This window comes from Megasphaera cerevisiae DSM 20462, from assembly GCF_001045675.1.
Taxonomy (GTDB): Bacteria; Bacillota; Negativicutes; order Veillonellales; family Megasphaeraceae; genus Megasphaera; species Megasphaera cerevisiae.
Genome location: NZ_LEKT01000014.1, coordinates 22,686 through 48,822, shown reverse-complemented (window position 1 = coordinate 48,822; position 26,137 = coordinate 22,686). Strand labels below are relative to the sequence as shown.

Genomic DNA, 26,137 nt, shown 5'->3' with positions numbered 1-26,137 from the left:
ACAAATATCCGGCATAAACCCAGTGTTTATGCCGGTTTTTGTTGTATAAATTTTCTTTAAAGTTAAATAAAATTCATATTGCTTATTTGGAGTTAAGCATTTTAGCTCTAACTGTTATAATATTGCTGGCAATAGAAAGGAGTTAATTTTTTTCGGCAGCGGGCTTCGTTCCTGCTTAAAAGGAACGTTTAGTAAATGATAATCGCTATTCGGACAGAAGCGACTCTGTTAGGCATCGATTTGTATACATATTTTTGCCGGGGCAGCGGCTCCGGACAGCCATGTAGGCTTTAGTAGAAAAGCGGCATAAATCACCATATGAATGACCTATCGTATACGCGGCAATAAAAAGATGTATTACAATTTTATATAGAAGACATACTTTACAAAAAGTAGTTCCTGTGTGAAGATATATTGTCTTGTTTTAAAGGCGATTATTAGTTTACAAGGAGGAGTTATGATGGAAAATAGTATGCTGCCGATGGGGATTATAATAGATTGTTCTGTGATTTTTGTGGCGACGATAGTAGGAAGTTTGGTAAAAGGAAGGTATACAAGGGAAACTTTTCAATTTCTTATGAGTTTTTCGGGGATATCAGCTGTTTGTATAGGTGTGATTTCTTTGATCAGGCAAGAAAATATATCTATTGTGTTATTTTCACTGGGCATAGGTCTTGTCATTGGAGAGAAAATTCAGATTTATAAACTGGTCAAAAAAGCAGCTCAAAAAATCTTTCTCATGCTCAATTTGGAAAAAGAAATGTCAAACGAAGAGTATGTTTCATTATATCTATTGGTAATGATGATATTTTGTGCCAGCGGTACTAATATTTTCGGAGCGATTACAGAAGGATTGAATGGTGATGCAACGATATTAATTGCCAAAAGTGTGATGGATGTTTTTGGTGCTTTTACATTTGCGACTGTGTTAGGATTTCCTATGCTGCTTATTATTATTCCGCAATGTGTTATTTTGGGGATGTTGTTTTTTCTATCATCCTTTATGGCTCCATATATTACAGCTACGGCTATTGATAATTTTGTTTCTGTTGGTGGTGTTATTACGTTAGTAATAGGCTTAGATATATTGAATTTTAAGTCTGTTAATGCGATTAATTTGCTGCCTGCTTTGCTTATTGTCTTTTTGGCCGATGGTGTGGCCCGAATCTTTTTTATTCATTGATTTAGGTAAGACGTGCGGGATTTGTGTTACGGCACTACCATTAAAATGGAAATGTTCCAGCGGAATACGTTTATGCAGGATATTTTAGAGTTTCATTGTATGGCTGGTGTTTCGTATGCTAGAATAAAAGTAAAAGTGTAAATCAAAAGCAGCGGAGGTGCAATGCGATGGCACAGATTATTTCTTTTGGCGGATATACACCGCAGATTGATCCGACAGCATATATAGCTGAATCGGCTGTTATTATCGGACATGTTATTATCAAGGAGGGCGCGGGGATTTGGCCGAATACGGTTATACGTGGTGATGAAAATAGTATCATCATCGGGCGATATGTCGATATACAGGATAATTCGACAGTCCATGTACAGCCAGATCAATCTCTGGAGATTGGCGATTATACGATGATTGGACATAATGCGCTGGTGCATGGTGCTTTTGTGGGAACCGGCTGTTTGATTGGTATGGGAGCGGTATTGATGCCATACAGTGAGGTTGGAAACGAATCAATTATCGGGGCTGGTACGATGGTGACGCAGCGCAAACGAATACCGCCGCGTTCGCTGGCTTATGGCATGCCGTTTCGTGTTATACGCTCTGTAACGGACGAAGAAATTGCGGGTGTGCGCACTGATGTTATGGAATATTATGAACTTGCACAAAAATATAAAAAAAACAGGAGGCATGAATAATGTTTATGTACGAAATGCCGACAAGGCTTTATTTTGGAAAAAATTGTATTGCCCAATCCGGTGCCGCACTGCAACAGCTGGGGAAGAAGGCTCTTTTGGTGACGGGGCGTCATTCAGCAAAAATCAATGGTTCACAGCAGGCGCTGGCGGATACATTGGATCGGCTTGGAATTTCATGGATTGTTTTTGACGAAGTGGAGAATAATCCATCTATTGCGACTGTCCGCAAGGCCGCAGCGCTGGGAAGAGAACAACAAGTGGATTTTGTCATTGGCATTGGCGGCGGGTCTCCGATGGATGCGGCCAAGGTCATCGCGTTATTGTGTACCAACGAGATGGATGATGCTGTTTTGTTTACAGGCCCATATAGCAAGCCGCTGCCTATTGTCACGGTGCCGACAACTTCGGGAACGGGCAGTGAAGTGACTAAGGTAGGGGTGCTGACCAATCCGCATGCCGGCACGAAGCAGTCTGTCAATACGCCTCTTATTTTTCCAGTCCTTTCTTTTGCAGATCCGTCTTTTACGATGAGTGTTTCTGAAACGGTTACTGTTGATACCGCTGTCGATGCGTTATCCCATGCCGTAGAGGGTTATATGTCCCGAAAGTCAACTCCCGTAAGCGATGTTTGGGCAGAAGAAGCCCTGCGTTTTTTGGGAATGCATTTGACGGAGCTTCGTGGTGAGCTTTCGTATGCCGTCCGGGAAGATCTTATGTATGGGTCAACCTTGGCCGGAATCGTCATTGCTCAGACAGGGACGACACTGGTTCATGGCATGGGGTATCAGCTTACGTATTATAAAGGGCTGGCTCATGGACGGGCGAATGGGCTGCTTCTGCCCCGGTATATGGAACTTATGGAGGCATCTATGCCGGATAAGGCAGAAAAAGTATGGGAAATACTGGGACTTTCGGGGTGGAGGGACTTAGCTTCCTTTATCAAGGATATTATGCCAGACTCAGTGGATTTGACTGCGTCTGAAATCGATTCGTATGTTGCGCTTACCATGCCTGCCCGTGCTGTTCAAAATACATCGTATGATATTACACCGGAGGTTGTGGCTTCTTTATATAGGCATTTGAAGACTAAATGATTTGTGATTATATAGAATTGAATTGTATGGGTGTTCGATATGTGGCAGCAGCTTTTGAAAAATTGCTGCATATTATAGGGCAGCGGCTGCTTGCCGGGGAATTACTGCAGATGGTCTTTTTATATGGTATAATTGATAAGATATAGAATTTTTAGTTTGATGTGGCAGCAGAGGAGGATTCATGGCAGAATTATTAGCGCCGGCGGGCTCATTGGAACAGGTGTTGACAGCAATCAATACGGGGGCTGATGCTGTATATCTGGGCGGTAAATTATTCAATGCCCGTAAATTTGCGCATAATTTGGATGACGTGGAATTACAGGAAGCAGTCCAGACAGCACATGTATTCGGCGTAAAAATATATGTGACGGTTAATGTCCTCATTGCGGATGCGGAACTGACGGAGCTGGCGGCGTATTTGCGGAAGCTGGATGCTGTTCAGGTCGACGGAATTATTGTACAAGATATGGCGGTGGCTGCTTTGGCGAGAGATATTGTACCGTTGCTGCCGCTTCATGGCAGTACGCAAATGACAGTTGCCGATTTGAATGGTGTACGCCTTTTGGAAGCGTTGGGATTTACTCAGGTCGTGCTGGCTCGGGAAGTTTCGCTGGAAGAAATACGCTATATTTGTGCGAATACTTCAATGGCAATTGAAGTATTCGTACATGGTGCGTCTTGTATGTCCTATTCAGGGCAATGTCTTATGAGTAGTTTTATTGGTGGCCGCAGCGGCAACCGCGGCGCCTGTGCGCAGCCGTGTCGTCTGCCGTATCGTCTGATGGCAGGCAGAGATATTCTGACTCGGCAGGAAAAATATCTTCTCAGCCTGAAAGATCTGAATGCGCTGCCGTATATAGATGCTCTTATAGATGCGGGGGTTTCCTCATTTAAAATAGAAGGACGTATGAAAGGAACTGGTTATGTCCGTTCTGTTGTTCACGCCTATCGTCGGGTTATAGATGCCCATTGCCGTCCGCATAAGGATCGATATCAGATTCTACAGACTTCGTTGGAAATGGTGGAAGAAAGCTTTAATCGTATGTATCAGCAGGATTTCCTGACCCATCGGGTTGGGCGGCGGACGATTACTGAAAAGGCCGGAGGCAATCAGGGGCATCGGATCGGTATAATAACGATCTGCCGGGGGAATATGGCGGAGGCCGTTCTGGATGAACCGGTCTCCACTGGTGATATGGTGAAAATTCTAAATCAGGATGGTCGGGAATGTATTGATGAAGTACGGTCTGCGCTGGGATCTTTTATGGATAAAAAAAGATTTACGCTGGAATTTCGCCGCAGTGATCTGCATACAGGGATATTATACCGGCTGGCTCGCAGGGAGGACCGGTCTGGTGGGTCAGTTGGACTAACACGGCGTCTGCCGCTGTATTTTCATGTGGATATAACGGTAGAAGGAGTGCTGCGTCTGACCGCTTGGGATGAAGCGGGTCATACGGCGGAATTTTCATCAGAGTATATTGTGCAGAAGGCAGCTAAACGACCGGCCACCGCAGCATGGATATACAATCAGTTGAATCGTCTGGGAGATACGCCGTTTGTTTTAGCTGATGCATCTATATGGGATGAAACGTATATGATTCCTTCCAGTGTCCTTAATACACTGCGCCGGCAGGCTGTAAAAATGATAAAGCAAAATGTTTTGAGAGAATATACACGGCCAAGATCCCACCGTATAGTGCTGTCTGCCGTTACAGGGACGGTGTCAGACTGTATCCCGGATCTGGATATTGCCGTTCGATGTGATTCTCTGTTGGGTGTTGAGGCGGCAGTACGCGGCGGGGCCGGACGTATTATTTTTGGCGGCGAATCCTATTGCCATTGTTCTTTTTCATTGTCAGCATGGCAGCAAGCTGTGCAGGCTGCACATCAGCATGGCGTGTCCCTGTGGGCGGCGACTCCTCGTATCATCTGTCAGAATACAGCGGTAGCTGTACGGGATGAGATAAAATGGGCATTGCAAAGCGGGGTAGATGGTATCTATGCTGGTGCGATGAGTGTTTTGATGCTGGCAAGAGAACTGCAGGTGCAGGTTCCTGTTTATGCCGATTGGCCGTTGAATATATTTAACAGCAAGGCGGCTGCGGAATACCAGCGCTTAGGCTGCGCCGGCCTTACTTTGTCACCGGAGGCCACGCTGCGGCAGATCCGGCACATTGTCCAAAACTCTGATTGTCCTATCGAGGTATTGGTGCAGGGAAAATTGGAAATGATGGTGACTGAATACTGTTCGCTTGCGGCTTTTGCCGGTACAGGAAATAAAACGGCTTGTCCCAGTGTCTGTACGACGTCTGCTTTTACTCTAAAGGACCGACATGATGAATTATTTCCTATTGTGACGGATCAGTACTGCCGCAATCATATCTTAAATAGTCGGGATTTGGATATGGTGCCGTATTTCAGCGAACTGTCCCGGTCTGGCATTGCACTTCTGCGAATTGAAGGGCGTGGACGGAGCACGGCATGGATAGAATCAATAACGAAACAATATCGCCGCTTATGTGACGGAACGGAAACCATGCTTTTTAGCAAGGAAGACCGGAAGGTTACGCGGGGACATTTTTTTCGTGGAATTATTTAATATCAGGAGTATGAATGTATGAATAAACGAAGTTTGCGAATTCTGGGATTCTATCAGGTGCAGAATTTGCTTGTGCGCTTGGCGCCGTCGCGTCTTTCCAAAGAAATAGCGCGCCGCATCAAGCCTTTCAGTGACATGGAAATGGTGGCAAAGAGCCTGAACGATACGGAAGAAGCTTTTCGCTGTCTGCAGTGCGAAGATTCAGTACCCTTTGGCGGTATTGTCGATATTCGTCCATCGCTGGAAAAAGCGAGGCGGGAAGTGCCCCTGGAGCCGCAGGAGTGTATTGATATATGGATGAATATACAGCGGTATCGTGAGATTCGAAGCTATTTTTTCGATAAAAAAGAAGGGTATACGCAGCTTGCAGAAGCATCAGTGCGTATCGGTGATTTCTCTCCTTTGATACATAAAATGGCGTCCGTATTTGACAATAATCATCAGATCCGTGATAATGCCTCCCCGGAGCTAATGCGGCTGCGTAGTCGCATTGTTGAATTGGAACGACAGACCAAACGGTATATCAGCAACGTTCTGCAAAATAAAGAATATCAGAAATATTTTCAGGATGTTCTTGTCACGGTTCGCAATAACCGGTATGTTGTGCCGGTTAAACAGGAATACCGGCATGCATTTCCAGGGATTGTCCATGATATGTCAGCCAGCGGTTCGACGCTATATGTAGAACCGTTGGCTATCGTCAATGCCAATAATGATTTGCAGGCGGCCCGTATCGGCGAAACTAAAGAAATAGAACGGATATTTCGGCGTCTCACGGCAAGCATACAAGAACAATATGAAGCACTGGCTGAAAGCACAAGCTGTGTAGGTACATTGGAATTTGTTTTTGCCAAAGCGCAGCTGGCGATCCAAATGAAGGCTTGCCGTCCTGACATATCAAAAAAAGGGCTTGTTAAGCTGGTGCAGGCGCGGCATCCATTGATTGATGATGCACAGGTCGTACCCAATACCATTGTTATTGGCGGGGAATATCGTATTCTTCTTATTACTGGCTCTAATACGGGCGGGAAAACGGTGGCAATGAAGACCTTAGGACTTCTTGTACTGATGCATCAGGCCGGTCTGTTTATTCCCGCGGGAGAAGGATCGGAGCTGCCCGTGTTCCGGGATGTCTTTGCTGATATTGGCGATGAACAGGATATTTCTCAAAATTTAAGTACCTTTTCCAGTCATATGAAGCAGCTTGTTTATATTCTCCGGCATTGCGGATCTGATGATCTTATTCTGGCGGATGAATTGGGCTCCGGTACTGATCCGGCCGAAGGCAGCGCCATGGCCATTGCCATTCTCGGGGCATTGTATGAAAAAGGACCCTGCGTCATGGTAACAACGCATTATAATGATTTGAAAAACTATGCGTATAACACTCCGGGAATTGAAAACGGTCATGTGGAATTTGATGTGGAAACACTTAAACCGACGTATAAACTGCGTATTGGTGCGGCAGGAAGCAGTCATGCCTTCAGCATCAGCGAACGCTTGGGAATGCCAGCAGATATTTTGGACAGGGCGCGAGAGCTACGCAGCAGGGCGCAGGATATCGATATGGAGGCAATTCTTACAAAACTTAACAGCCAATCAAAGCGGATGGATGAAGAACAGGCAGAACTGGAAACACGACTGTCTGAAGTACGTCATATAGAGGACGGCTTGCGCCGGGAAAAGGAAAAAGTGTCGTCCAAACGCCAGGATATTATTGATTCCAGCCGGCGGGAGGCCTTTGACTTGAAGCGAAATCTGCGTATTGAATCAGAAAGAATCATTCGCGACCTGAAGCAGCTGTCCAGGGAAAGCTCGAATCAGGAAAAGGCTCGGGCCATTGATAAAGCTAGGCAGGCAATTCAGCAAATATCTCTGCCGGATAAAGAAAAGCCGCGGCGGGATTCTGTTGATCCGGCACAGCTTAAGGTTGGGCAGAGCGTGTTTATCAATTCTCTCGATGGTCTGGGCACTGTGACGGAAATAAACGGTAATAAACTGACTGTATCGGTTCATGGGATAACGGTTCGTGTTAGGCTAAAGGATATCAGCGCACCGTATCTGGATGAAATTAAAAAGGAAAATCAGGAAGAACGAAGGGCTCGGGCGGCATCTTCATTCCGTCCCATCCGCACCGCGAGCGTCGCTACAGAACTCAATGTCATTGGTAAAACCTATAGCGAGGCACTGCCGGAGGTGGAGAAGTTTTTGGATCAAGCTCTGGCCGCCGGATTCAGTCCTGTTAAGATTATTCATGGAAAAGGAAGCGGCGCGCTGCGCCGTCAGATTCACGAATTTTTAGATTGCCAGCCTTTTGTCAAAAAATATAGTCTTGACGACGTAGAAGGCGGCGGTGCCGGTGTTACACTGGTATATTTTTAAACACGACAAAAAGGAGGCTGTCTAATGAGACAATGTATGGACGCAGATAATCTGCATCGCCGTTTAAGCAAAATCATCGGACAGGTGCAAGCTATCGACCGTATGGTCGAACAAGATATTCCATGTGAAGATGTGCTGTCACAGATCAATGCGGCAAAATCTGCACTGCATAAATGCGGGCAGATTATTTTGGAAGGACATCTCAAACATTGTGTACGTGATGGGATCGAGCATGGAGATGCCGATAAGACGATTGACAGCTTTACGAAGGCTGTGGAACGCTTTGCCAATATGAAATAACGAATACAAATAAAACGGGAACGGGCTGAATGTGACTGATCCCGTTTTTATTTATATCTTGACTAGGTATACCCCTATATGTATAATATAAATATACATATAGGGGTATACCTATAAAATGCGCAATATACCATTATTTTTAGATAGATATTTGAAAGTATTGATAAGAAGTGCATTGGCTGCGGGATCACTTGAGGGAGGTATATATGACGGAACGATGGGAAGATATATGGAAAATAGAAGGAATAAAAAAAGATATTGCATTATTGGGAATATCTGGTATTGCTTTGATTATCAGTATATTTGATCTGCTGCCACTACCTTTTGATGCATCATGGGTAGCCATTATTCTTTGCGGCATGCCGATTATATGGGACGCGGCAATTGGCTTAGTTACTAAATTTGATGTAAAAGCCGATGTGCTGGTATCAATTGCCTTGATTGCGTCAGTTGTTGTCGGTGAAGATTTTGCGGCAGGGGAGGTGGCGTTTATCATGCAGTTAGGCGCTTTGCTGGAGGATATGACTGTAGCGAAAGCACGTGCTGGTATTGAAAAGCTGGTTCATTTGACACCGCAGACAGCCCGTGTCGTCAAAAACGAATTTGAAGAGATCATGCCTGCTGATCAGGTTCGGATTGGAGATATTCTCCGGATCATTCCAGGTGAGACAATTCCTGTGGACGGTGTTATTATTTCCGGGCAGACTTCTGTTAATCAAGCTGTTATGACTGGTGAGTCTCTTCCGGTAGATAAAAAGACGGGTGATGCTGTTTCCAGCGGAACAGTCAATCAATTCGGTGCTTTTACGATGCAAGCCGCTAAGGTTGGAGAGGATAGCTCTATCCAGCGAATGATACGTCTGGTACAATCTGCCGATGCCGGTAAGGCACGAATCGTCGGGATTGCCGATCGCTGGGCTGTGTGGATTGTTGGCGCAGCACTAACGGCAGCGATACTGACCTGGCTGGTTACGGGAGAAATTATCCGTTCTGTTACTATTCTTGTTGTTTTCTGCCCTTGTGCGCTCGTGCTGGCTACACCAACAGCTATTATGGCAGGTATCGGCAATGTAACAAAGCATGGTTTTCTTGTCCGGGAAGGCGATGCGCTGGAGCGGCTGGCGGAGGTATCGCGCATTGCTTTTGATAAGACAGGGACATTGACATACGGCCTTCCGCAGGTGACCGCTGTCCATTCAGCCAGTGTATCCATGACGGATCAGGATGTATATACTCTTGCTGCCGCTGCGGAAAGATCATCAGAGCATCCTTTGGGAAAAGCCGTCGTACGAGGATTTAAAAAGCGTTATGGTACTATCCTTCCCTCTGTGCAGTCCTTTCGGCTGATCCTTGGATTTGGTGTTACTGCCATGGTTGGACATACGGAAGTAGCCGCAGGTAGCCGGGGACTCATGCGGCATTTGGGAATCACTATTTCTGCCGCTGCGGAAGGGATCGCCGAAACGCATGTGATACAAGGCTGTACGATTATGTATGTGGCGGCAGCGGGGCAATACATAGGATTTTTGGCATTGTCCGATACGGTAAGAAAGGAAAGCGCGTCAATGATAGAACGGCTTAAGGATGTACAGGTCCAGCCTGTACTGCTTACCGGTGATAATCGGCGGGCTGCGGCAGCCATTGCATTGCGGCTTGGAATTCGGGAAGTGCATGCCGAGTGCCTGCCGGAAGATAAATTAGGGTGGATACGAGCCTATCAAAAGAAAAACCAAAAGGTCTGCATGATTGGTGACGGCATTAACGATGCGCCGGCCTTGAAATTAGCCAACGTAGGGATTGCCATGGGCGGTGTTGGCAGTGATATTGCGGTTGATGCAGCAGATATTGTGTTGGTTGATGATGACGTGAAAGAATTACCACATCTGCTGGCACTATCAAAAAAAATGATGCGTACGATTAAATGGAATCTTGCCTTTTCTATGATCTTGAATTTTGTTGCGGTATCGTTGGCTGTCGCTGGTATTTTAAATCCTGTTATGGGAGCTTTGGTACATAATGCCGGCTCTGTTTTTGTTATCATACATTCAGCATTTTTATTAAAATGGAAAAAGTATGGATAAGAAATTTTCAGAAGGTGCCCCTGCTGACAGAATCTGGAAATTTTTTATAAGATTTATAGCTTAATATGGCCGAAAACTTTGCCAATAGGTCCCCTGATCACTAAATCGGCGGAGCCATCCAGGTCTGTGGAGGATTTATTGATGAGCACCAGTTTGTGCCCATTATAATACCGAATCAGACCGGCAGCCGGGTATACTACAAGAGAAGTCCCTCCAATAATAAGCATATCGGCATGGCTGATATAGTATAGTGCCTGTTCGATAACCGTATTGTCCAAACCCTCTTCATAGAGGACGACATCGGGTTTGATAGGACCGCCGCAGGCATCACATTTTGGTACTCCTATGGAATGAAGGATATATTCAGCATCAAAAAAATGATGGCAGTGCTGGCAGTAATTGCGATGGACGCTGCCATGCAGTTCCAAGACATTTTTGCTGCCGGCCTTTTGGTGCAGACCGTCAATGTTTTGTGTAACGACAGCTTTCAACTTTCCGGCTTTTTCCAGTGCCGCCAGTTTGATGTGAGCCATATTTGGTTTAGCATCGAGACATAGCATTTTATCCCGGTAAAACCGGTAAAATTCTTCGGGATTATTTTGATAAAACGAATGACTCAAAATCGTTTCAGGAGGGTACTGATAGGTTTGATTATACAGTCCATCGACGCTGCGAAAGTCAGGAATACCGCTTTCCGTGGAAACACCGGCTCCGCCGAAAAAAACAATATTGTCAGAATGGGAGACCAGATCTGTAAAGGTATCTATAGAATTCATGATAAAACCTCCTTAAAAAATAATTAATTTATCATATGTTGTAGGTAGCTTGCAGCAGCGCAATACCGCTTTTAGTTTTGAAAACGCGCTGACAAAAGGTTTGAATAGCGGCCGGAGGCAGATCATCCTCATAAGCATTGACAAGAAAGTCTGCCTCCAGTAAAATCTGATAATCCAAACCGTCGACCTGGTCGTAGGTATGATGATGAGCGATAAGGAAGCAGACGCGGTCTATGACGGGGATGGGATAATGAAGTACCGTCAGGATGTTCCGTGCCGGTGCTGGACCCTCCAATTCCTGATATTTTCCGCTGGAACTGCCGTATTTTTTTTCAGCGGCATGAATGCCAATATCATGAAGTACCGCGGCGGCAGCAAGCGTTTCTTGTGTATGCGCAGGCAGTTCCTCAAGGCGGCCGATGATATCGGCATATGCATATACTTTTAAGAAATGATGAATCCTTTTGGCATCGCCATGGTCAAATACAATGGCAGCCTGAATAAGTTGTGGAATAGATAGCATAGTAAATCCCCTGCCTTTCTGCTCTTTATTATACTACATAGGCAAGTAAAGAAAAACAAAATAGATTGGGTAACCTTGTATAGCAATAAATTAGGTATGGTAATTATCTGAGACTGTCCATAATAAGGATATGAAAGACACGGAATTGCTGCGTCAAAGTAACTCAGAGCAAAATAAGCAAAACGTAAGCCTGTGTTTCTGGCAGCGAGTATCGGAGGGGGGTCTTGTGATGCAGTTTTCTCTAAATAAAGATCTGGAAATAAAAAAAGGAAATATATCCTATCTGTATGGACACTCCCCTCTTGACAAATAACATATTACCCTTTAAAATACGTCTATATATAAGGTTAATTATATAGCAATAAAAGCGATGAACAAGACGGTCTGTATCCGAAGTCCTTGCAGCGAACCGGGGAGAGTGTGAGCCCGGGAGAGACAGTATGCAGACGAATCACTTAGGAGCTGCGGCTGAAAAACAGCCGGCGGGTCGCGCCGTTATCTGCGTAAAGTGGCTGTTTCGGCGGTCAATAGGGTGGTACCACGGTGATTACGTCTTCGTCCCTTTTTGGGATGAAGACGTTATTTTTTTAGCATTAAGAGGAGGAAACATGATGGATTACGGTAAGACGTTACATTTGCCAAAAACAGACTTTCCTATGCGCGGTAATTTGCCGCAGCGGGAACCCGATTTTTTGAAATTCTGGCAAGAACATGCTATTTATGAAAAAAGACTGCAGAAACGGGATGGTGCGCCTAAATTTATTCTGCATGACGGCCCTCCGTATGCTAATGGCAAACTTCATATCGGTCATGCGCTGAATAAAGTATTAAAAGATATTATCCTGAAATATAAAACTCAAAATGGGTATTACACGAAATATGTTCCAGGCTGGGATACACATGGCCTTCCTATTGAACATGCCGTTATCAAAGATACGGGTCTCAACCGTCACGAAATGGCGCCTTTGGATCTGCGAGCTAAGTGCCGGGATTATGCATTGGCACGTGTGAAAGAACAGAAAGCCGACTTTATCCGGTTCGGTGTTCTCGGTGATTGGGAACATCCGTATTTGACACTGCAGAAATCTGTCGAAGTGGCTCAGATCGGCGTTTTTGGGAAAATGGCTAAAAAAGGATATATTTACAAAGGCTTGAAGACTGTATATTGGTGCCCGCACTGTGAAACCGCATTGGCAGAAGCAGAAATCGAGTATAAAGAAATCAAGTCTTTTTCTCTGTATGTCAAATTTAAAGCTGTCGATTTGAATTGCCATATGCCCAAAGAAGCTAATCCGGATAACGTCTCGGCGCTGATTTGGACGACGACGCCTTGGACTATTCCTGCCAATATGGCGATTTGTGCTAATGAAGAATTTGAATATGTATGGGTTAAGACCGGTGAAGACTATCTGCTTATGGCAAAGGATCTTGTTGACGTGACGATGAAGGCCGGTAAAATAGAATCATACGAAGTACTGCCGGAAGTGATGACCGGAAAACAACTGGAAGGTCTTGTCTTCCAGCACCCATTCTATGCGGACCGTAAGGTTCCCATTATCTTAGGAACTCACGTTACGCTTGAAGCCGGGACCGGCCTTGTTCATACGGCCCCTGACCACGGCCAGGACGACTTTGAAGTCTGCATGAAATATGCTTCCTGGGGTCTCAAGCCGATTGGCACTGTCGGCTCCGATGGCTGCTATACCAAAATGGTTCCGGAGTACGAAGGAAAATTTGCCTTTGATATGAACGTGCCTATTATTAAGCGCCTTGCCGAAATCGGTGCGCTTTTTGCTAAGGGATCCATCCGCCATCAATATGCGCATTGCTGGCGGTGTAAAAATCCGATCATTTACCGGGCGACAGAACAGTGGTTTTCATCTGTAGATGGGTATCGTCAGAAGGCTCTTGAAGCAATCGACCGCGTAAAATGGATTCCGTCATGGGGGCATGAACGCATTTATAATATGATCCGCGATCGTGGTGACTGGTGCATTTCTCGCCAGCGTGTGTGGGGCGTTCCCATTCCTATCTTTTATTGCAAAGACTGCGGTGAACATATTATCAACGACGATACGATTGCTCATTTGCAGACCTTGTTTGCTGAAGAAGGCTCCGATGCATGGTGGAATCACGATGAAAAGGAATTACTGCCGGAAGGCTTTGCCTGCCCGCACTGCGGCGGTACGGAATTCAAAAAGGAAACGGATATTATGGACGTGTGGTTTGACAGCGGCTGCACTCATCAAGGTGTGCTGCATAATGATCCAGATCTGGATTATCCGTGCGAAATGTACCTGGAAGGCTCTGACCAGCATCGCGGCTGGTTTAACTCTTCACTGCTGACCTCTGTTGCCATCAATGGCTATGCGCCGTATAAAGCTGTTTTGACACATGGCTTTACTGTCGACGGCGAAGGCCGCAAGATGAGTAAGTCCGTCGGCAATACAGTGGCTCCACAGGAAGTCATTGAACAGTATGGCGCGGACGTTATGCGTTTGTGGGTTTCCTCGGCTGATTATCAAGGGGATATTCGACTGTCTCCCAAAATTTTGAAGCAGCTCAGTGATGTATATCGCAAAATTCGCAACACCTTCCGCTACCTCCTGGGGAACCTTGATGATTTTAATCCGGAAGCAGATGCCGTGGCATATGCAGATATGACGGAACTTGATAAATGGGTACTGCTGCGGTTAGAGCAGGTATATGAAACCGTTACGGAAGCTTATGAAAATTACCAGTTTCACGTTATGTATCATGCGATCCATAATTTCTGCACCGTCGATCTGAGTGCCATGTATCTTGACGTGATTAAAGACCGCCTGTATACGGAAAAAACAGATTCACAGATCCGCCGCAGCGCACAGACAGCGATGTATCAGATTTTGGATACACTGGTCAAGATTATTTCCCCTGTTTTGTCCTTTACGGCAGAGGAAGTATGGATGTATATGCCCAAGACCAGCGATAAAGAAGAAAGTGTACTTCTTACTGATTGGCCTAAAGCGCATAAAGAATATCTTGACAACGATTTGGAAGGTCGTTGGAATGCTTTCTTGTCATATCGCCGCGATTTGACACGCATTTTTGAAGGGGCTCGCAAGGCACACCAGATCGGGCATGCTCTGGAAGCTGCCGTAACGATTTATGCTGATGGTGAAGAGTATGATTTTCTTTCTCAGTGGAAGGATAAATTGGCAATGCTTCTCATTGTCAGCGAAGTTCAACTGATTAAAGGGAATGCCCCAGCGGACGCAGTGCCGGGAGAAGATCATCCAGATATGAAGGTTATTGTGGTTCCGTCTGCCCATGAAAAATGTGAACGCTGCTGGATTCACAGTGAAACCGTCGGTGCTGATCCGAGGCATCCGACCTTGTGCTCTCGCTGTGCAGCGGTACTGGGCGACTAATTAACTGGATAGCAGAAAAAATATAAACTATAAATTAAAATCTTCGTGCCGTTTTGGGTTTAAAAAAGAAACGGCGCGGAGATTTTTTTAATATATGGTCAGGTAATGGATTGTATATCGATACTTTTGAATTCCTATTGAAATTATTTCCTGTGAGATGTATAATACACAACTGTACTTGGTTAATAAATAAAGCCGCTACAGTACAGGTGTTTTCATATCATCAAAGGGGGATCTGACATGAATTGTTTGACAAAATTTTTTACAAGAGTCAGCCTGATTAAGCAAATTATTATCGGACTGATTATCGGGATCGCTGTCGCTGTGGTGTTTCCAGCGGCAGGAAAAGAATTGTCTCTGCTGGGCATTTTGTTTGTAGGCGCGCTGAAGGGGATTGCGCCGGTATTGGTTTTTGTGCTTGTGGCATCTGCGTTGAGCAGAAAACAGGCCGGACATGATTCTAATATCGAATCAGTCATTATATTATATTTGATCGGAACTTTTTTAGCGGCTTTATTTGCCGTTGCCATCAGTTTTGTATTTCCGCTTACACTGCAGCTTGATGTCAGTGCCGCAGCAAATAAAGCACCGGAAGGGATTGCAGAAGTGTTGATTACACTGCTGAAAAATATTGTTGATAATCCGATACATGCTCTTACAGAAGGTAACTATATCGGTATTCTTGGTTGGGCCATCCTTCTGGGCATCGCATTGCGGCGTGTTTCCGGGACAACCAAAAATGTCCTTGATGATTGCGCCCACGCTGTTACGTTATGCGTACAATGGATCATTCGTTTTGCGCCGTTCGGCATTATGGGACTTGTTGCTGATTCCATTTCCTCTAATGGAATGGGTGCTCTTATGGGATATGCAAAGCTGCTGGTGCTTTTGCTGGGAAGTATGCTGCTTTTTGCCTTTGTTATCAATCCGGTTATTGTATACTTTAAAATCAAACGCAATCCATATCCGCTGGTGTGGAAATGTATAAAACTTTCTGGTGTGACAGCCTTTTTTACGCGCAGCTCCGCTGCTAATATTCCTGTTAATCTTACATTGGCCAAGCAGTTGGGCGTGAATGCCGATACCTATACGATCACGATACCTTTAGGGGCGACAATTAATATGGCAGGGGCTGCGATTACAATCTCCACTATGACGCTGGCTGCGGTGCATACATTGGGAATCTATGTGGATTTTCCAACTGCCCTGCTTCTGAGCCTGTTATCAGCGATTGGTGCCTGCGGCGCTTCCGGTGTTGCAGGCGGTTCCCTGCTGCTGATTCCAATGGCATGCAGTTTGTTTGGAATTTCCAATGATTTGGCTATGCAGGTCGTTGGTGTCGGATTTATTATTGGCGTTCTGCAGGATTCGACAGAAACGGCACTGAATTCATCTACCGATATTCTATTTACGGCAGCGGCTGATTTTGCTCGTCATGGTTATCCGGATAGCCTGGACAATCCAATCGAAATAAAAATAGGCCGTACCAGGGTATAATATAGTAATTATAGTGTCTGCGCACAAAAAAAGACTGAGTACATGTATTCACATGAGACTCAGTCTTTTTTGGCATTTCATATTATTATTTGTTATCGGTGATGCAATCATTGATATCAGCGATCAGAGCGTCTACATCAATACCGTGCGCGCCGGCGCCTTCGCCGATTGTTTCAAAATGTGCTGCCATGCAGCCCACGCAGCCAAGACCATAATCCTGGAAAATTTCAATAATCTGCGGATATTTTTGAACAGCTTCGATAATACCGGTGTCTCTTGTGATTACTGGCATAGTCCTTCCTCCTTATAGATTCATTTCCGTATGTTTTGAAAGAACTTTCGGATTGATTTTATTATACCATATTTTTATGGTATTGCACGCATAAAGCAGGATAAAATTAATTTGATGAATAAGATAGGAGAGGTAAGGAAAAAGCGAAAGCGGATAAAAAAATATAGTCTTGCAGCTGTATTTTCCTGGCTGGACATTTTTTTTTAGACTACTGATTGTTTTCATTACGTCTCGGACTATCTACGAAAATATACGGCAGGCAGATATACCTTTGCAATGATTTGAAAATTTCAGGGATATTATCGATAAATCGTTTTTAGAAGAATATTTTGAAGAGGTGCTCTATATCTGATAAATATATAGAGCAAAGTAATAAAGCTACATAAATAAACGTATTATACATCTATGCTTAATAAGAAATTTAAAAATGAATATACATAATGTTGCTAAAAAAGAATGGAGATATTTTAATATTGCGATGATTGAATAGAATATTGCTTTATTCGAAAAATGCATTATAATAATAAATAAGGATAGTAAACCCTTGAAAATTACGGAAAGAATGTATGGAATTATTAAAAGGGAAAAAAATAAAGAAATGCAGGTGATAAAGAGAGCTTAATATCACAGGGCGCATAAGACAGCCGAAAGAATTATTTTGTGCAATACATGATTCGGGCAAGGTGTCTCCGCTGTGAAAGCTTGTGAAAATGGAAGAATGCTTTACTTTTTTTGTATTAAAATACAAACAGGAGGATGAAATAATATGGTTATTTTGGCATTATTACCGATTCTTTGGCTAATTGTAGGCCTGGCAATTTTTAAGGTGCCCGCATGGAAGGCCTGCTCAATTGCAGTTATCATTTCATTTATTGTTGCCGTAGTTCCATTTGGAAAAGAAGCCGGCATTATGGCCTCTGGTGCGCTGGAAGGTGTGGCTCTTGCCATTTGGCCTATTTTGCTTGTTATTACAGCGGCTATTTTTACCTATAACCTCGTAGTACATACGAAGGCTATGGATACGATTAAAACAATGCTGACAAGTGTTAGTCCGGATATGCGTATCATATCACTGCTTCTTGCATGGGGCTTTGGGGCTTTCATGGAAGGCATGGCAGGATTTGGTACCGCCGTTGCTATTCCGGCAGCTATGATGGTGGGACTTGGCTTTAACCCTCTTAAATCTATTTTGGCTTGTCTTGTTGCCAATTCCGTGCCAACGACATTCGGATCGATTGCAATTCCGACAACTACCTTGGCTTCTTTAACCGGATTGGACCCGCTCAGCCTAGGTAAATTTATTACATATCAGCTTTTTATTTTAGATATTCTCAGCCCGTTCTTTGTTGTTATGATTATGGGCAGTGGTGTCAAAGCGTTGAAAGGTGTATTTCTGCCTACTTTATTTGCTGGTTTGGCGCTGGCTCTTCCAGAATTGCTTATTACCTCGACACTGGGGCCTGAATTGGCAGTTATTGCTCCGTCGATTATTATTATGGGTGTTATCGTTATTTGTGCCAAAGTCTTTAAAATTGATGATCCGGAATACCGGGTCGAAGCAGAAGCGCACAATGTCTCTTCAAATGAAGGGATTGTAGCTGCCATGCCGTTTATTTTAATTTTTATTTTGCTGATCATTACCTCCAATTTGGTTCCGGCTATCAATGGACCGCTTAACACGATTCGTACCTCTGTCAGCATTTATCAGGGAGTTGGTGCCAAACCGTATACCTTTGTTTGGATTGCAACGCCGGGTATTATGATTTTCCTTTCTGCCTTTATCGGTGGAGCCGTGCAGAAAACTGGATTTGGTGAAATGCTGGGCGTGTTAGGAAGCACGTTCAAGGGCTTGAAGTTTACATATATTACAATTATTGCTGTTGTTATGACGGCAAAATTGATGACCTATAGTGGCATGACAGCAGAAATTGCTGGGGCTCTTGTTGCAGCTACGGGTACTATGTACCCTGCGTTTGCTCCGCTGGTCGGTGCACTAGGTGCTTTTATTACGGGTTCCGGTACAAACAGCAACGTTCTTTTTGGGCCGTTGCAGACTGCGGCAGCACAGCAGATGTCACCAGGCAATAGCCAATTGGCTCTTTGGCTGGCGGCTTGCAATTCTGCGTCGGCCGGTATCGGTAAAATGTTTTCTCCGCAAAGTATTGCTATTGGTATCGGGGCTGTAGCTCCGGCCTTGGAAGCATATATTAAAGAGAATAAAGTTGAGGAAGGCAAGGCTGACGAATTGCGTAAAAGCATTTGGGCCAATGTTATCATGCAGAAAATCGCAAAATATTTTGTCTTCTATATCATTATTGCTGGTATTTGCTGCTATTTTGGTCAAAGTATTTTTCTCTAAGAGGGATGTAGGGTATTCATGACATAAGGGAAAGATATATAAACGGCTGTCCATGTGGGCAGCCGTTTTTGCTTTGCTATACTATTTATTTACGGATACTGCATTCAGTTGTTCTCCAGACGGTAAAAAACCTGTAATTGTGAGAGCGTTTTCCGAAGCTTCCAGCGTCAGATAATTATCTGTTTCCGGCTGTGGAGCAATATATTCGTCAAGACTGTGCTGCTTCCATAAACTCGGATACCGGACGTTGCCGGCGACACCGGTAATAATATACAGAGGGCCGTCCGCATCGCGCCGGAAATTACGGATATGACCGCGGGTACGATAGGTGTGCAGATGGGCCGATAATACGACATCAATATTGTATTTATCAAAGAGTGGCATCCAAACCGTTCCTTCTTCAGAAAAACCTTCTTCACGGGGCTGCGGTCTGCTTTGAAACGCATACTGAAGGGGATCCTTGTGCATAAGAACAACCTTCCATTTTTTTGTTGTTTGGGACATATCTTCCTTAAACCAGTTGATTTCATCCTGCAGCATATCTGGCTGAAATTGGGTCAGCTCGGACATCTGTGTATTTAAAACGGCAAAGTGGACATCACCATAATCAAAAGAGTAATATTGATTTTGATATTTGTCAGGTGTTACTGCCGGTAAGGAAAAAAAATGAGTGTAAGCTATTGGCCTGCGGACCTGCCAATCTCGATCATATGTTTCGTGATTTCCCATTACAGGGGCAATTGGGATTTGACGGGACATATTTTCTACCACATCAAACCAAGCATTCCATTGATAATGATCCTGTCCATTATCTACAAGATCGCCCATATTGATGAAAAATTGAGCATCGCTGTTTGCCTGCCAGGCAGGATCCAAAGTAGCTGCCCAGGCACTATAGTCGCTGGATTGAGAGTCAGGGAAAATAAGAGCCTTAAAATTATTTCCCTGTGCTGTGTGAAAAGGCATCCATTCGCTCCGCTTTTTACCGTAACCGATACGGTATTTGTATGCTGTGCCCGGAATCAGGTCAGTAACGGTTGCCGTATGTATATAGGTTGTGACGTTATCGTCGGTAAAGCGTTCGTTTGTTGCCGCTGATTTCAGAATATCATCAGCCCCTTGGCGGCGGTATTCGACGACGGCATCTTTTTCGGCAAGCTCAGATTGCCACATAAAGGTCCGGGATGTCGCGCTGTCTTTTGTAATAACTTGTCGTATATTCATAGCATCGACACTGCTGGTCAGTTCATAATGTGCGGCAACGGATTTTGTGGCTCTCAGACTCTGCTGTGTTATTGTTTTGGCGCCAGGAATAAACGTATAAGCGGCAGCACACGTGATTACGAAGACCGGAATCAGCAGTGCAGTAAGTTTTTTCTTGTTCATGCATACTCCTCCTGAGGTTCGATTACACTACAACTAAATTAATAATAATATCATAACACTTAAAGTTAGCTTTAAGTCAAGCACTTTATAAAAACAGAAAAAGATTAATAAAAAAAACGCATCAACAGAAAGAATATTAATCGATGAATCTATGCTAAAATAACATAAGTAATAAGAACAATTTTCTTTTAGGTATACATGATTCTTATTTTACTGTATAATAGCAATAAATAATTGTTATTATTTCATAAATACTAGAAAAGAGGTGGCAGCATTGCATACATATCATTTACTGGAAATTCTGGCGATTGGTTTTGGTCTGGCTTTGCTTTTTGGATACATGGCGCGGCGTGTGGGATTATCTCCCATTGTGGGATATCTGGCAGCGGGTTTTTTAATCGGTCCCAACATGCCCGGCTTTGTAGCCGATAGTGATCTGACTAATAATTTAGCAGAAGTGGGGATTATTTTACTTATGTTCGGCGTAGGACTCCATTTTCATATGGAGGACTTGCTGGAGGTAAAAGGAGTCGCTATTCCGGGTGCAATCGTACAGTGTCTGGCAGCTACGTTGTGTGGTATTGCAGCTGCTATGGCTTTAGGGTATTCTTTTGTTGAAGGCCTTATTTTAGGACTGGGTCTATCCGTTGCCAGTACAGTTGTGCTGCTGCGGGTACTTACGGACAGTGGTAAACTGGATACCATTCATGGAACAGTTGCTGTAGGCTGGCTGGTCGTTGAAGATATATTTACGGTGCTTATGCTGGTACTGCTGCCTGCAGTGGGGCCGTCACTGGCAGCTGGAACCGGGCTTTCAGTGACGATGCTGCTGTGGTCAGTATCTCTTGCCATAGCCAAGTTGGCTATGTTATGGGGGTTGGTCATTGTAGTCGGCGGGCGGCTTATGCCGTGGCTGCTGAAAAAAATCGTGCAAACCCGTTCACAGGAACTGTTTACGCTTACCGTGCTGGCCGCGGCGTTTCTTACGGCTGTTACGGCAGCTTATATCTTTAATGCATCTTTTGCACTAGGGGCTTTTTTAGGGGGAATGGTTGTTGGCAAAAGCCATGTTAGTCATCAGGCCGGGGCAGAATTGATTCCCCTACGTGATGCTTTTGCCGTTCTTTTTTTCCTTTCCGTTGGAATGCTTTTTAATCCGGCATTTTTGCTGGAGCGGCCGGGAATCGTATTGATATCGTTCTTGATTGTCATATTGATAAAGCCGTTGGCAACAGTTTTGATCGTTGCGGTTTTGGGATATTCGGTAACGACAGCCTTTACGGTAGCGGCAAGCTTGGCCCAGGTCGGTGAGTTTTCCTTCATTTTGGCACAGACAGGATACTCTCTGGGGTTGATTTCGCAGGATATTTACAGTGTCCTTATCGTTTGTGCAATGGTGTCGATTGCTGCCAATCCGTTTTTTATGAATCACGTCCCCGCCGCCGAAGCATGGGCTAAGGGAAATTCATGGCTTTGGCATTTGTTGAATTACCGCACAGCGGCGAATACTGAAAAAATCAAAGAGATATGTGAGCAGGATGTGCAGGAATGCAATTCGGAAGCTCCGCGAGCTGTGATTGCCGGCTATGGCCCTGCTGGTAAGAAAGCGGTTTCTATATTGGAAAAATATGGATTGGAACCGGTCATTGTGGATATGAATATCAATACGGTATCTGAATTGCACCATCAGGGAAAATTGGCCATATATGGCGACGTGTCACGGGAAGAAGTATTAAAAGCTGCCGGAATAGAAAAAGCGCTCTGCTTTGTTATTACAATTCCTGATGCGGCCGGTGCTGCTGCTGCGTCCGTTGCAGCTAAAAACAGCAATCCCCGCATGGAAATTTTTGCTCGGACCCGATTCTTCTATGATGGAGAACTGCTGCGCCAATCCGGAACGGATTGCATTGTCTTTGAAGAAGAAGCCGTCGCCAATGAATTGGCAGAAACAATTGCACGGCATTTGGAGCAGCGGCCAAAGGAAACGCCGAAGCCGTCTGAAAATACTTCTGTTTTACAAAAATTATAAAGCAAAATATATCGTAGTGGAAAACACAGGCAGTTAAAGAAAGGAACCCTGTGTTTTCCGGCAGACGAGCCGGTTAAGACAGTGTCTGCCGCAGGAAGTCAGAAATGTATTCAGACGCATAGATTTCTTGACAGGAAGCGGTATAGGATATAAAATAAGTCACATAATATATTATAGAATCAATGAACGGGAGCAAGTACTGTCATTTCACCCTTTTCAGCGAGCCGGAGGCAGTGGGAGTCCGGCAAGAGGCCGTGACGGGAATGGGCCCGGGAGATGCGGCCTGAATGCACAGTAGGTGCCGCCGGAACTTCCGCCGTTAGCAGGGAGACGTGCACTGAGGTATTGGTGTATGCCAGAGCCGGGCTGTTTGCCAACCAGGGTGGTACCGCGGAAATATCTTTCCTTTCGTCCCTATTTACATAAGGATGGAAGGTTTTTTGCGTATTAACGCATAGTAAGCATGAAGGAGGACATTATTATGTCAATTATTTTTTCGGGAATTCAACCAAGTGGAAATCTTACTCTGGGTAATTATTTAGGGGCCCTGCGCAATTTTTCTAAGGTACAAGAAGGCAATGAATGCTATTATTGTGTAGTCAACCAACATGCTATCACGGTTCCGCAGGATCCCCAGCTGCTTCACGAACGGACACGGGCATTGGCGGCTATTTATATTGCATCGGGTCTCGACCCTGAAAAGTCTATTTTATTTGTCCAATCTGAAGTCCCGGAACACGTGCAGCTTGGATGGATTATGACGACGTTAGCTTATGTAGGTGAATTGGAACGGATGACACAATACAAGGATAAAGCTTCTAAACGGGGAGATTCTATTCCAGCCGGATTGCTGACGTATCCGCCTCTTATGGCTGCTGACATTCTTCTGTATCAGACCAACTATGTTCCCGTCGGTGATGATCAGAAACAGCATATGGAAATTACCCGTGATTTGGCGCAGCGCTTCAATCGCCTCTACGGTGATGTGTTCACGTTGCCGGAAATTCTTTTGGGACATGATGGTACCCGTGTCATGAGTCTTCAGGAACCGACTAAAAAAATGAGTAAGTCAGATGATAATACGACAGCGACAATTTATCTTCTTGACAATCCCAAGGACATTGAAAAGAAAATCAAACGGGCGCAAACGGACAGTGAAAATTCCGTTCATTATGATGTGATCGGTAAGCCGGGAATATCCAACCTAATCGAAATTTTATCGGCACTAACTGACAAAACACACGATCAGGTGACGGAAGAATATGCCGGCAAAGGCTACGGTGTCTTTAAAAAGGATGTTGCCGATGCGGTTGTTGCTGCCCTTGAACCAATTCAACAGCGGTATAATCAACTTGTCAATGCTCCGGAATTAGATGATATTCTCGAAAAGGGTGCGGCTAAAGCCCATGCCAAAGCAAATGCGACTTATGAAAAAGCGGTACATGCTATGGGATTATACCGGAAATAGAGGTGTCTATGAGTCATTTCTTTGCTCTTCTAGCGCGAATGAAATTTATCCGCCGCTGGGGGCTGATGCGCAATATACAAGACGAAAATATACAAGAACATACTCTGCAGACCGCCATGATCGCGTATCATTTATGCGTGCTCAGCAATACGTATTTCGGCGGACATACAGACCCGCGTCAGGCGGCGGTACTTGCCCTGTATCATGATGCGGCGGAAATTTTTACGGGCGATATGCCCACACCGGTTAAATACTTTAATACGCGTATGCGAAGCACGTATAAAGAAGTAGAACAGTTGGCGCAGGAGCGGTTGATTGCTGCGCTGCCGAAAGAATTGCAGAGTGCCTACCTTCCGCTTCTCAGAGATGCGGAAGAAGATTCTGTGTGGCCTTTTGTTAAAGCGGCAGACACGTTGAGCGCGTATTTAAAATGTCTTCAGGAAATAACGGCCGGCAACAGAGAGTTTAATGAAGCGTATTATGCAATTGAGGCCAAGCTGAAGGAACTGCATATGCCTGAAGTGGATATTTTTATGAATGAATATGCACCCAGTTTTCGGCTGTCGCTGGACGATATTAATTCATAACAACTTGTGTTATATAAATAAAAACAAAATAAGTAAACATGCTTGACAATAAATGAACAACGTAGTACTCTGTTAACAGATAAGTTCACAAAGACAGAGGCAAAGAAGCCCCGGCGATTCGCTGGTTTCCTTGCCTCTGTCTTTTTTGTTTTATCGGAAATGTAGTTTGCAATATGTTTAAGGGGGAATTTTTTCATGAGATTGCGTGATGCGGGTTTGACGAAGGAAGACATTAAGGCGAAGGTAAATAAGTACATGATCGAAACATATGAACGATTCGATATGATTGCCGAACGGGCCAAGGGGATGTACGTTTACGATGAAAATGGGATGCCATACCTTGATTTTTATGCGGGTATTGCTGTCAACAGCTCTGGCAGCTGCAACGACAAAGTTGTGTTGGCAGTTGTTGATCAGGTTATGGATATTATGCAGACTTTTAATTACCCATATACGGTGCCACAAGCGTTGCTTGCTGAAAAAATATGCACAGCCATTGGTATGGACAAAATATTTTATCAGAATTCCGGGACAGAAGCCAATGAAGCTATGATTAAAATGGCTCGCAAATATGGTGTGGAGGCCTTTGGACCGCATAAATTTGATATTGTTACAGCCAAGAATTCTTTCCATGGACGCACCTTTGGCGCCATGAGCGCGACAGGGCAGCCGGATAATGCCTGCCAAATTGATTTTGGCGACATGACGCCGGGCTTTACCTATGCGGATTTTAATGATCTTGATGCGTTTAAAGCGGCTGTAACGGAAAATACGATTGCTATTATGGTCGAACCGGTCCAGGGAGAAGGAGGCGTTCATCCGGCAACGCCAGAATTCCTTACGGGTTTGCGTAAACTGTGTGATGAAAAAAACATGCTGCTTCTGTTGGATGAAGTGCAGACCGGTTGGTGCCGTACTGGTGCGGTTATGTCGTATATGAATTACGGCATTAAGCCGGATATTGTTTCCATGGCCAAGGCCATGGGCGGCGGTATGCCGATTGCAGCTATTTGCGCGACGGATACGGTGGCACAAGCTTTTACGGCAGGTTCTCATGGCAGTACCTTTGGCGGACATTGTGTTTGCTGCGCAGCTGCCCTGGCTGAAGTTACAGAATTATTGGATCGAAATCTGGCTGGCAATGCGAAAGAAATGGGAACGTATTTTCTGGAGCAGGCTCGTTTGCATATTCCTAAATTAAAGGAAGCTCGCGGACAAGGGTTGCTGTTGGGGCTTGAATTTGAAGATGGCATCAGCAGTGTGGATATAAAACATAAATGCTTTGACAAGAAGCTGCTGACTACGGCTATTGGTACATCCATTTTGCGTCTCGTGCCGCCGTTGATTTTAGGTAAGGAACATGTGGATATGGCAATCGGGATTATTAAAGAAGCTGTAGAAGAAATATCCTGATCTTGCATCTTGAAAAGAAGCCTGCTGTTGGGGGACGGCAGGCACCGGTGTTAGGGGGAATAA

The 26,137-nt window shown here is 44.7% G+C and carries 19 protein-coding genes and 1 other annotated feature; of the genes, 15 read left to right on the top strand and 4 right to left on the bottom strand.

Features of this window, described 5'->3' with window-relative positions; genetic code table 11:
• Positions 1-457: 457 nt before the first annotated feature.
• The 8 genes from AB840_RS05950 to AB840_RS05920 all read left to right on the top strand — a co-directional run bounded on the left by AB840_RS05950 (position 458) and on the right by AB840_RS05920 (position 10,334).
• Positions 458-1,183, top strand: a complete 726-nt coding sequence (locus AB840_RS05950) for a DUF554 family protein (RefSeq protein ID WP_078791724.1) — start codon at positions 458-460, stop codon at positions 1,181-1,183.
• Positions 1,184-1,350: 167 nt separating this feature from the next.
• Entirely contained in the window at positions 1,351-1,875 is a 525-nt protein-coding gene (locus AB840_RS05945; RefSeq protein ID WP_048513919.1) for a gamma carbonic anhydrase family protein, read from the top strand.
• Positions 1,875-2,969, top strand: a complete 1,095-nt coding sequence (locus AB840_RS05940; RefSeq protein WP_048513918.1) for an iron-containing alcohol dehydrogenase family protein — start codon at positions 1,875-1,877, stop codon at positions 2,967-2,969. The genes AB840_RS05945 and AB840_RS05940 overlap by 1 nt, the downstream gene beginning before the upstream one ends.
• Positions 2,966-3,115, top strand: a complete 150-nt coding sequence (locus tag AB840_RS17070) for a hypothetical protein (RefSeq protein ID WP_159445804.1) — start codon at positions 2,966-2,968, stop codon at positions 3,113-3,115. The genes AB840_RS05940 and AB840_RS17070 overlap by 4 nt, the downstream gene beginning before the upstream one ends.
• Before the next feature lie 35 nt (positions 3,116-3,150).
• Positions 3,151-5,571, top strand: a complete 2,421-nt coding sequence (locus AB840_RS05935; protein WP_048513917.1) for a DUF3656 domain-containing U32 family peptidase — start codon at positions 3,151-3,153, stop codon at positions 5,569-5,571.
• Between the two features lie 18 nt (positions 5,572-5,589).
• A complete protein-coding gene (locus tag AB840_RS05930; RefSeq protein ID WP_048513916.1) occupies positions 5,590-7,953 on the top strand; it encodes an endonuclease MutS2 in 2,364 nt (787 codons plus the stop codon).
• Between the two features lie 24 nt (positions 7,954-7,977).
• Positions 7,978-8,253, top strand: a complete 276-nt coding sequence (locus AB840_RS05925) for a metal-sensing transcriptional repressor (protein ID WP_048513915.1) — start codon at positions 7,978-7,980, stop codon at positions 8,251-8,253.
• Between the two features lie 206 nt (positions 8,254-8,459).
• On the top strand, positions 8,460-10,334 hold the full coding sequence (locus AB840_RS05920; protein WP_048513914.1) for a heavy metal translocating P-type ATPase: 1,875 nt from the start codon (positions 8,460-8,462) through the stop codon (positions 10,332-10,334).
• A gap of 53 nt (positions 10,335-10,387) precedes the next feature.
• Here AB840_RS05920 and AB840_RS05915 read toward each other — a convergent pair whose 3' ends face one another.
• On the bottom strand, positions 10,388-11,110 hold the full coding sequence (locus AB840_RS05915) for an NAD-dependent protein deacylase (protein WP_048513913.1): 723 nt from the start codon (positions 11,108-11,110) through the stop codon (positions 10,388-10,390).
• A gap of 31 nt (positions 11,111-11,141) precedes the next feature.
• Positions 11,142-11,633, bottom strand: coding sequence for an HD domain-containing protein (locus tag AB840_RS05910; RefSeq protein WP_048513912.1), 492 nt, complete (start codon positions 11,631-11,633; stop codon positions 11,142-11,144).
• Positions 11,634-12,244: 611 nt separating this feature from the next.
• Between AB840_RS05910 and ileS the strand changes: the two genes are divergently transcribed.
• Together ileS and sstT are read left to right on the top strand one after the other, a co-directional pair.
• Positions 12,245-15,043 (top strand): isoleucine--tRNA ligase, encoded by a 2,799-nt coding sequence (gene ileS / locus AB840_RS05905; RefSeq protein ID WP_048513935.1) that lies wholly within the window; start codon positions 12,245-12,247, stop codon positions 15,041-15,043.
• Between the two features lie 240 nt (positions 15,044-15,283).
• On the top strand, positions 15,284-16,540 hold the full coding sequence (gene sstT, locus AB840_RS05900) for a serine/threonine transporter SstT (RefSeq protein WP_048513911.1): 1,257 nt from the start codon (positions 15,284-15,286) through the stop codon (positions 16,538-16,540).
• Positions 16,541-16,625: 85 nt separating this feature from the next.
• On the opposite strand, the gene AB840_RS05895 is transcribed toward sstT, so the two are convergent.
• Positions 16,626-16,832 (bottom strand): DUF1858 domain-containing protein, encoded by a 207-nt coding sequence (locus AB840_RS05895; protein ID WP_048513910.1) that lies wholly within the window; start codon positions 16,830-16,832, stop codon positions 16,626-16,628.
• Positions 16,833-17,598: 766 nt separating this feature from the next.
• Here AB840_RS05895 and AB840_RS05890 point away from each other — a divergent pair.
• Positions 17,599-19,191: an L-lactate permease gene (locus AB840_RS05890; RefSeq protein WP_048513909.1), complete on the top strand. Its 1,593-nt coding sequence runs from the start codon at positions 17,599-17,601 to the stop codon at positions 19,189-19,191.
• Between the two features lie 81 nt (positions 19,192-19,272).
• Here the strand turns inward: AB840_RS05890 and AB840_RS05885 are convergent, their stop codons facing one another.
• Complete coding sequence (locus AB840_RS05885; protein WP_048513908.1) at positions 19,273-20,577, bottom strand: purple acid phosphatase family protein; 1,305 nt, start codon at positions 20,575-20,577, stop codon at positions 19,273-19,275.
• 274 nt (positions 20,578-20,851) lie between these two features.
• Between AB840_RS05885 and AB840_RS05880 the strand changes: the two genes are divergently transcribed.
• The 4 genes from AB840_RS05880 (at position 20,852) to AB840_RS05865 (ending at position 26,074) form a co-directional block, all read left to right on the top strand.
• Positions 20,852-22,606 (top strand): cation:proton antiporter, encoded by a 1,755-nt coding sequence (locus AB840_RS05880; protein ID WP_048513907.1) that lies wholly within the window; start codon positions 20,852-20,854, stop codon positions 22,604-22,606.
• 173 nt (positions 22,607-22,779) lie between these two features.
• Positions 22,780-23,025 (top strand) — a binding site (T-box leader).
• Positions 23,026-23,087: 62 nt separating this feature from the next.
• Entirely contained in the window at positions 23,088-24,074 is a 987-nt protein-coding gene (gene trpS / locus AB840_RS05875; RefSeq protein ID WP_048513906.1) for a tryptophan--tRNA ligase, read from the top strand.
• A gap of 8 nt (positions 24,075-24,082) precedes the next feature.
• Positions 24,083-24,661, top strand: coding sequence for a 5'-deoxynucleotidase (gene yfbR / locus AB840_RS05870; RefSeq protein ID WP_048513905.1), 579 nt, complete (start codon positions 24,083-24,085; stop codon positions 24,659-24,661).
• Between the two features lie 195 nt (positions 24,662-24,856).
• Entirely contained in the window at positions 24,857-26,074 is a 1,218-nt protein-coding gene (locus AB840_RS05865) for an aspartate aminotransferase family protein (protein WP_048513904.1), read from the top strand.
• The last annotated feature ends 63 nt before the right edge of the window (positions 26,075-26,137 follow it).

What these genes read in the sequence shown, in the direction of transcription:
- AB840_RS05930 (WP_048513916.1), top strand. Translation starts at nt 5,590, where the DNA reads ATGAATAAACGAAGTTTGCGAATTCTGGGATTCTATCAGGTGCAGAAT.
- AB840_RS17070 (WP_159445804.1), top strand. Translation starts at nt 2,966, where the DNA reads ATGATTTGTGATTATATAGAATTGAATTGTATGGGTGTTCGATATGTG.
- sstT (WP_048513911.1), top strand. Translation starts at nt 15,284, where the DNA reads ATGAATTGTTTGACAAAATTTTTTACAAGAGTCAGCCTGATTAAGCAA.
- AB840_RS05915 (WP_048513913.1), bottom strand. Translation starts at nt 11,110, where the DNA reads ATGAATTCTATAGATACCTTTACAGATCTGGTCTCCCATTCTGACAAT.
- AB840_RS05945 (WP_048513919.1), top strand. Translation starts at nt 1,351, where the DNA reads ATGGCACAGATTATTTCTTTTGGCGGATATACACCGCAGATTGATCCG.
- AB840_RS05925 (WP_048513915.1), top strand. Translation starts at nt 7,978, where the DNA reads ATGAGACAATGTATGGACGCAGATAATCTGCATCGCCGTTTAAGCAAA.
- AB840_RS05885 (WP_048513908.1), bottom strand. Translation starts at nt 20,577, where the DNA reads ATGAACAAGAAAAAACTTACTGCACTGCTGATTCCGGTCTTCGTAATC.
- AB840_RS05910 (WP_048513912.1), bottom strand. Translation starts at nt 11,633, where the DNA reads ATGCTATCTATTCCACAACTTATTCAGGCTGCCATTGTATTTGACCAT.
- AB840_RS05950 (WP_078791724.1), top strand. Translation starts at nt 458, where the DNA reads ATGATGGAAAATAGTATGCTGCCGATGGGGATTATAATAGATTGTTCT.
- trpS (WP_048513906.1), top strand. Translation starts at nt 23,088, where the DNA reads ATGTCAATTATTTTTTCGGGAATTCAACCAAGTGGAAATCTTACTCTG.
- AB840_RS05890 (WP_048513909.1), top strand. Translation starts at nt 17,599, where the DNA reads ATGGTTATTTTGGCATTATTACCGATTCTTTGGCTAATTGTAGGCCTG.
- AB840_RS05920 (WP_048513914.1), top strand. Translation starts at nt 8,460, where the DNA reads ATGACGGAACGATGGGAAGATATATGGAAAATAGAAGGAATAAAAAAA.
- AB840_RS05940 (WP_048513918.1), top strand. Translation starts at nt 1,875, where the DNA reads ATGTTTATGTACGAAATGCCGACAAGGCTTTATTTTGGAAAAAATTGT.
- AB840_RS05935 (WP_048513917.1), top strand. Translation starts at nt 3,151, where the DNA reads ATGGCAGAATTATTAGCGCCGGCGGGCTCATTGGAACAGGTGTTGACA.
- ileS (WP_048513935.1), top strand. Translation starts at nt 12,245, where the DNA reads ATGGATTACGGTAAGACGTTACATTTGCCAAAAACAGACTTTCCTATG.
- yfbR (WP_048513905.1), top strand. Translation starts at nt 24,083, where the DNA reads ATGAGTCATTTCTTTGCTCTTCTAGCGCGAATGAAATTTATCCGCCGC.
- AB840_RS05895 (WP_048513910.1), bottom strand. Translation starts at nt 16,832, where the DNA reads ATGCCAGTAATCACAAGAGACACCGGTATTATCGAAGCTGTTCAAAAA.
- AB840_RS05865 (WP_048513904.1), top strand. Translation starts at nt 24,857, where the DNA reads ATGAGATTGCGTGATGCGGGTTTGACGAAGGAAGACATTAAGGCGAAG.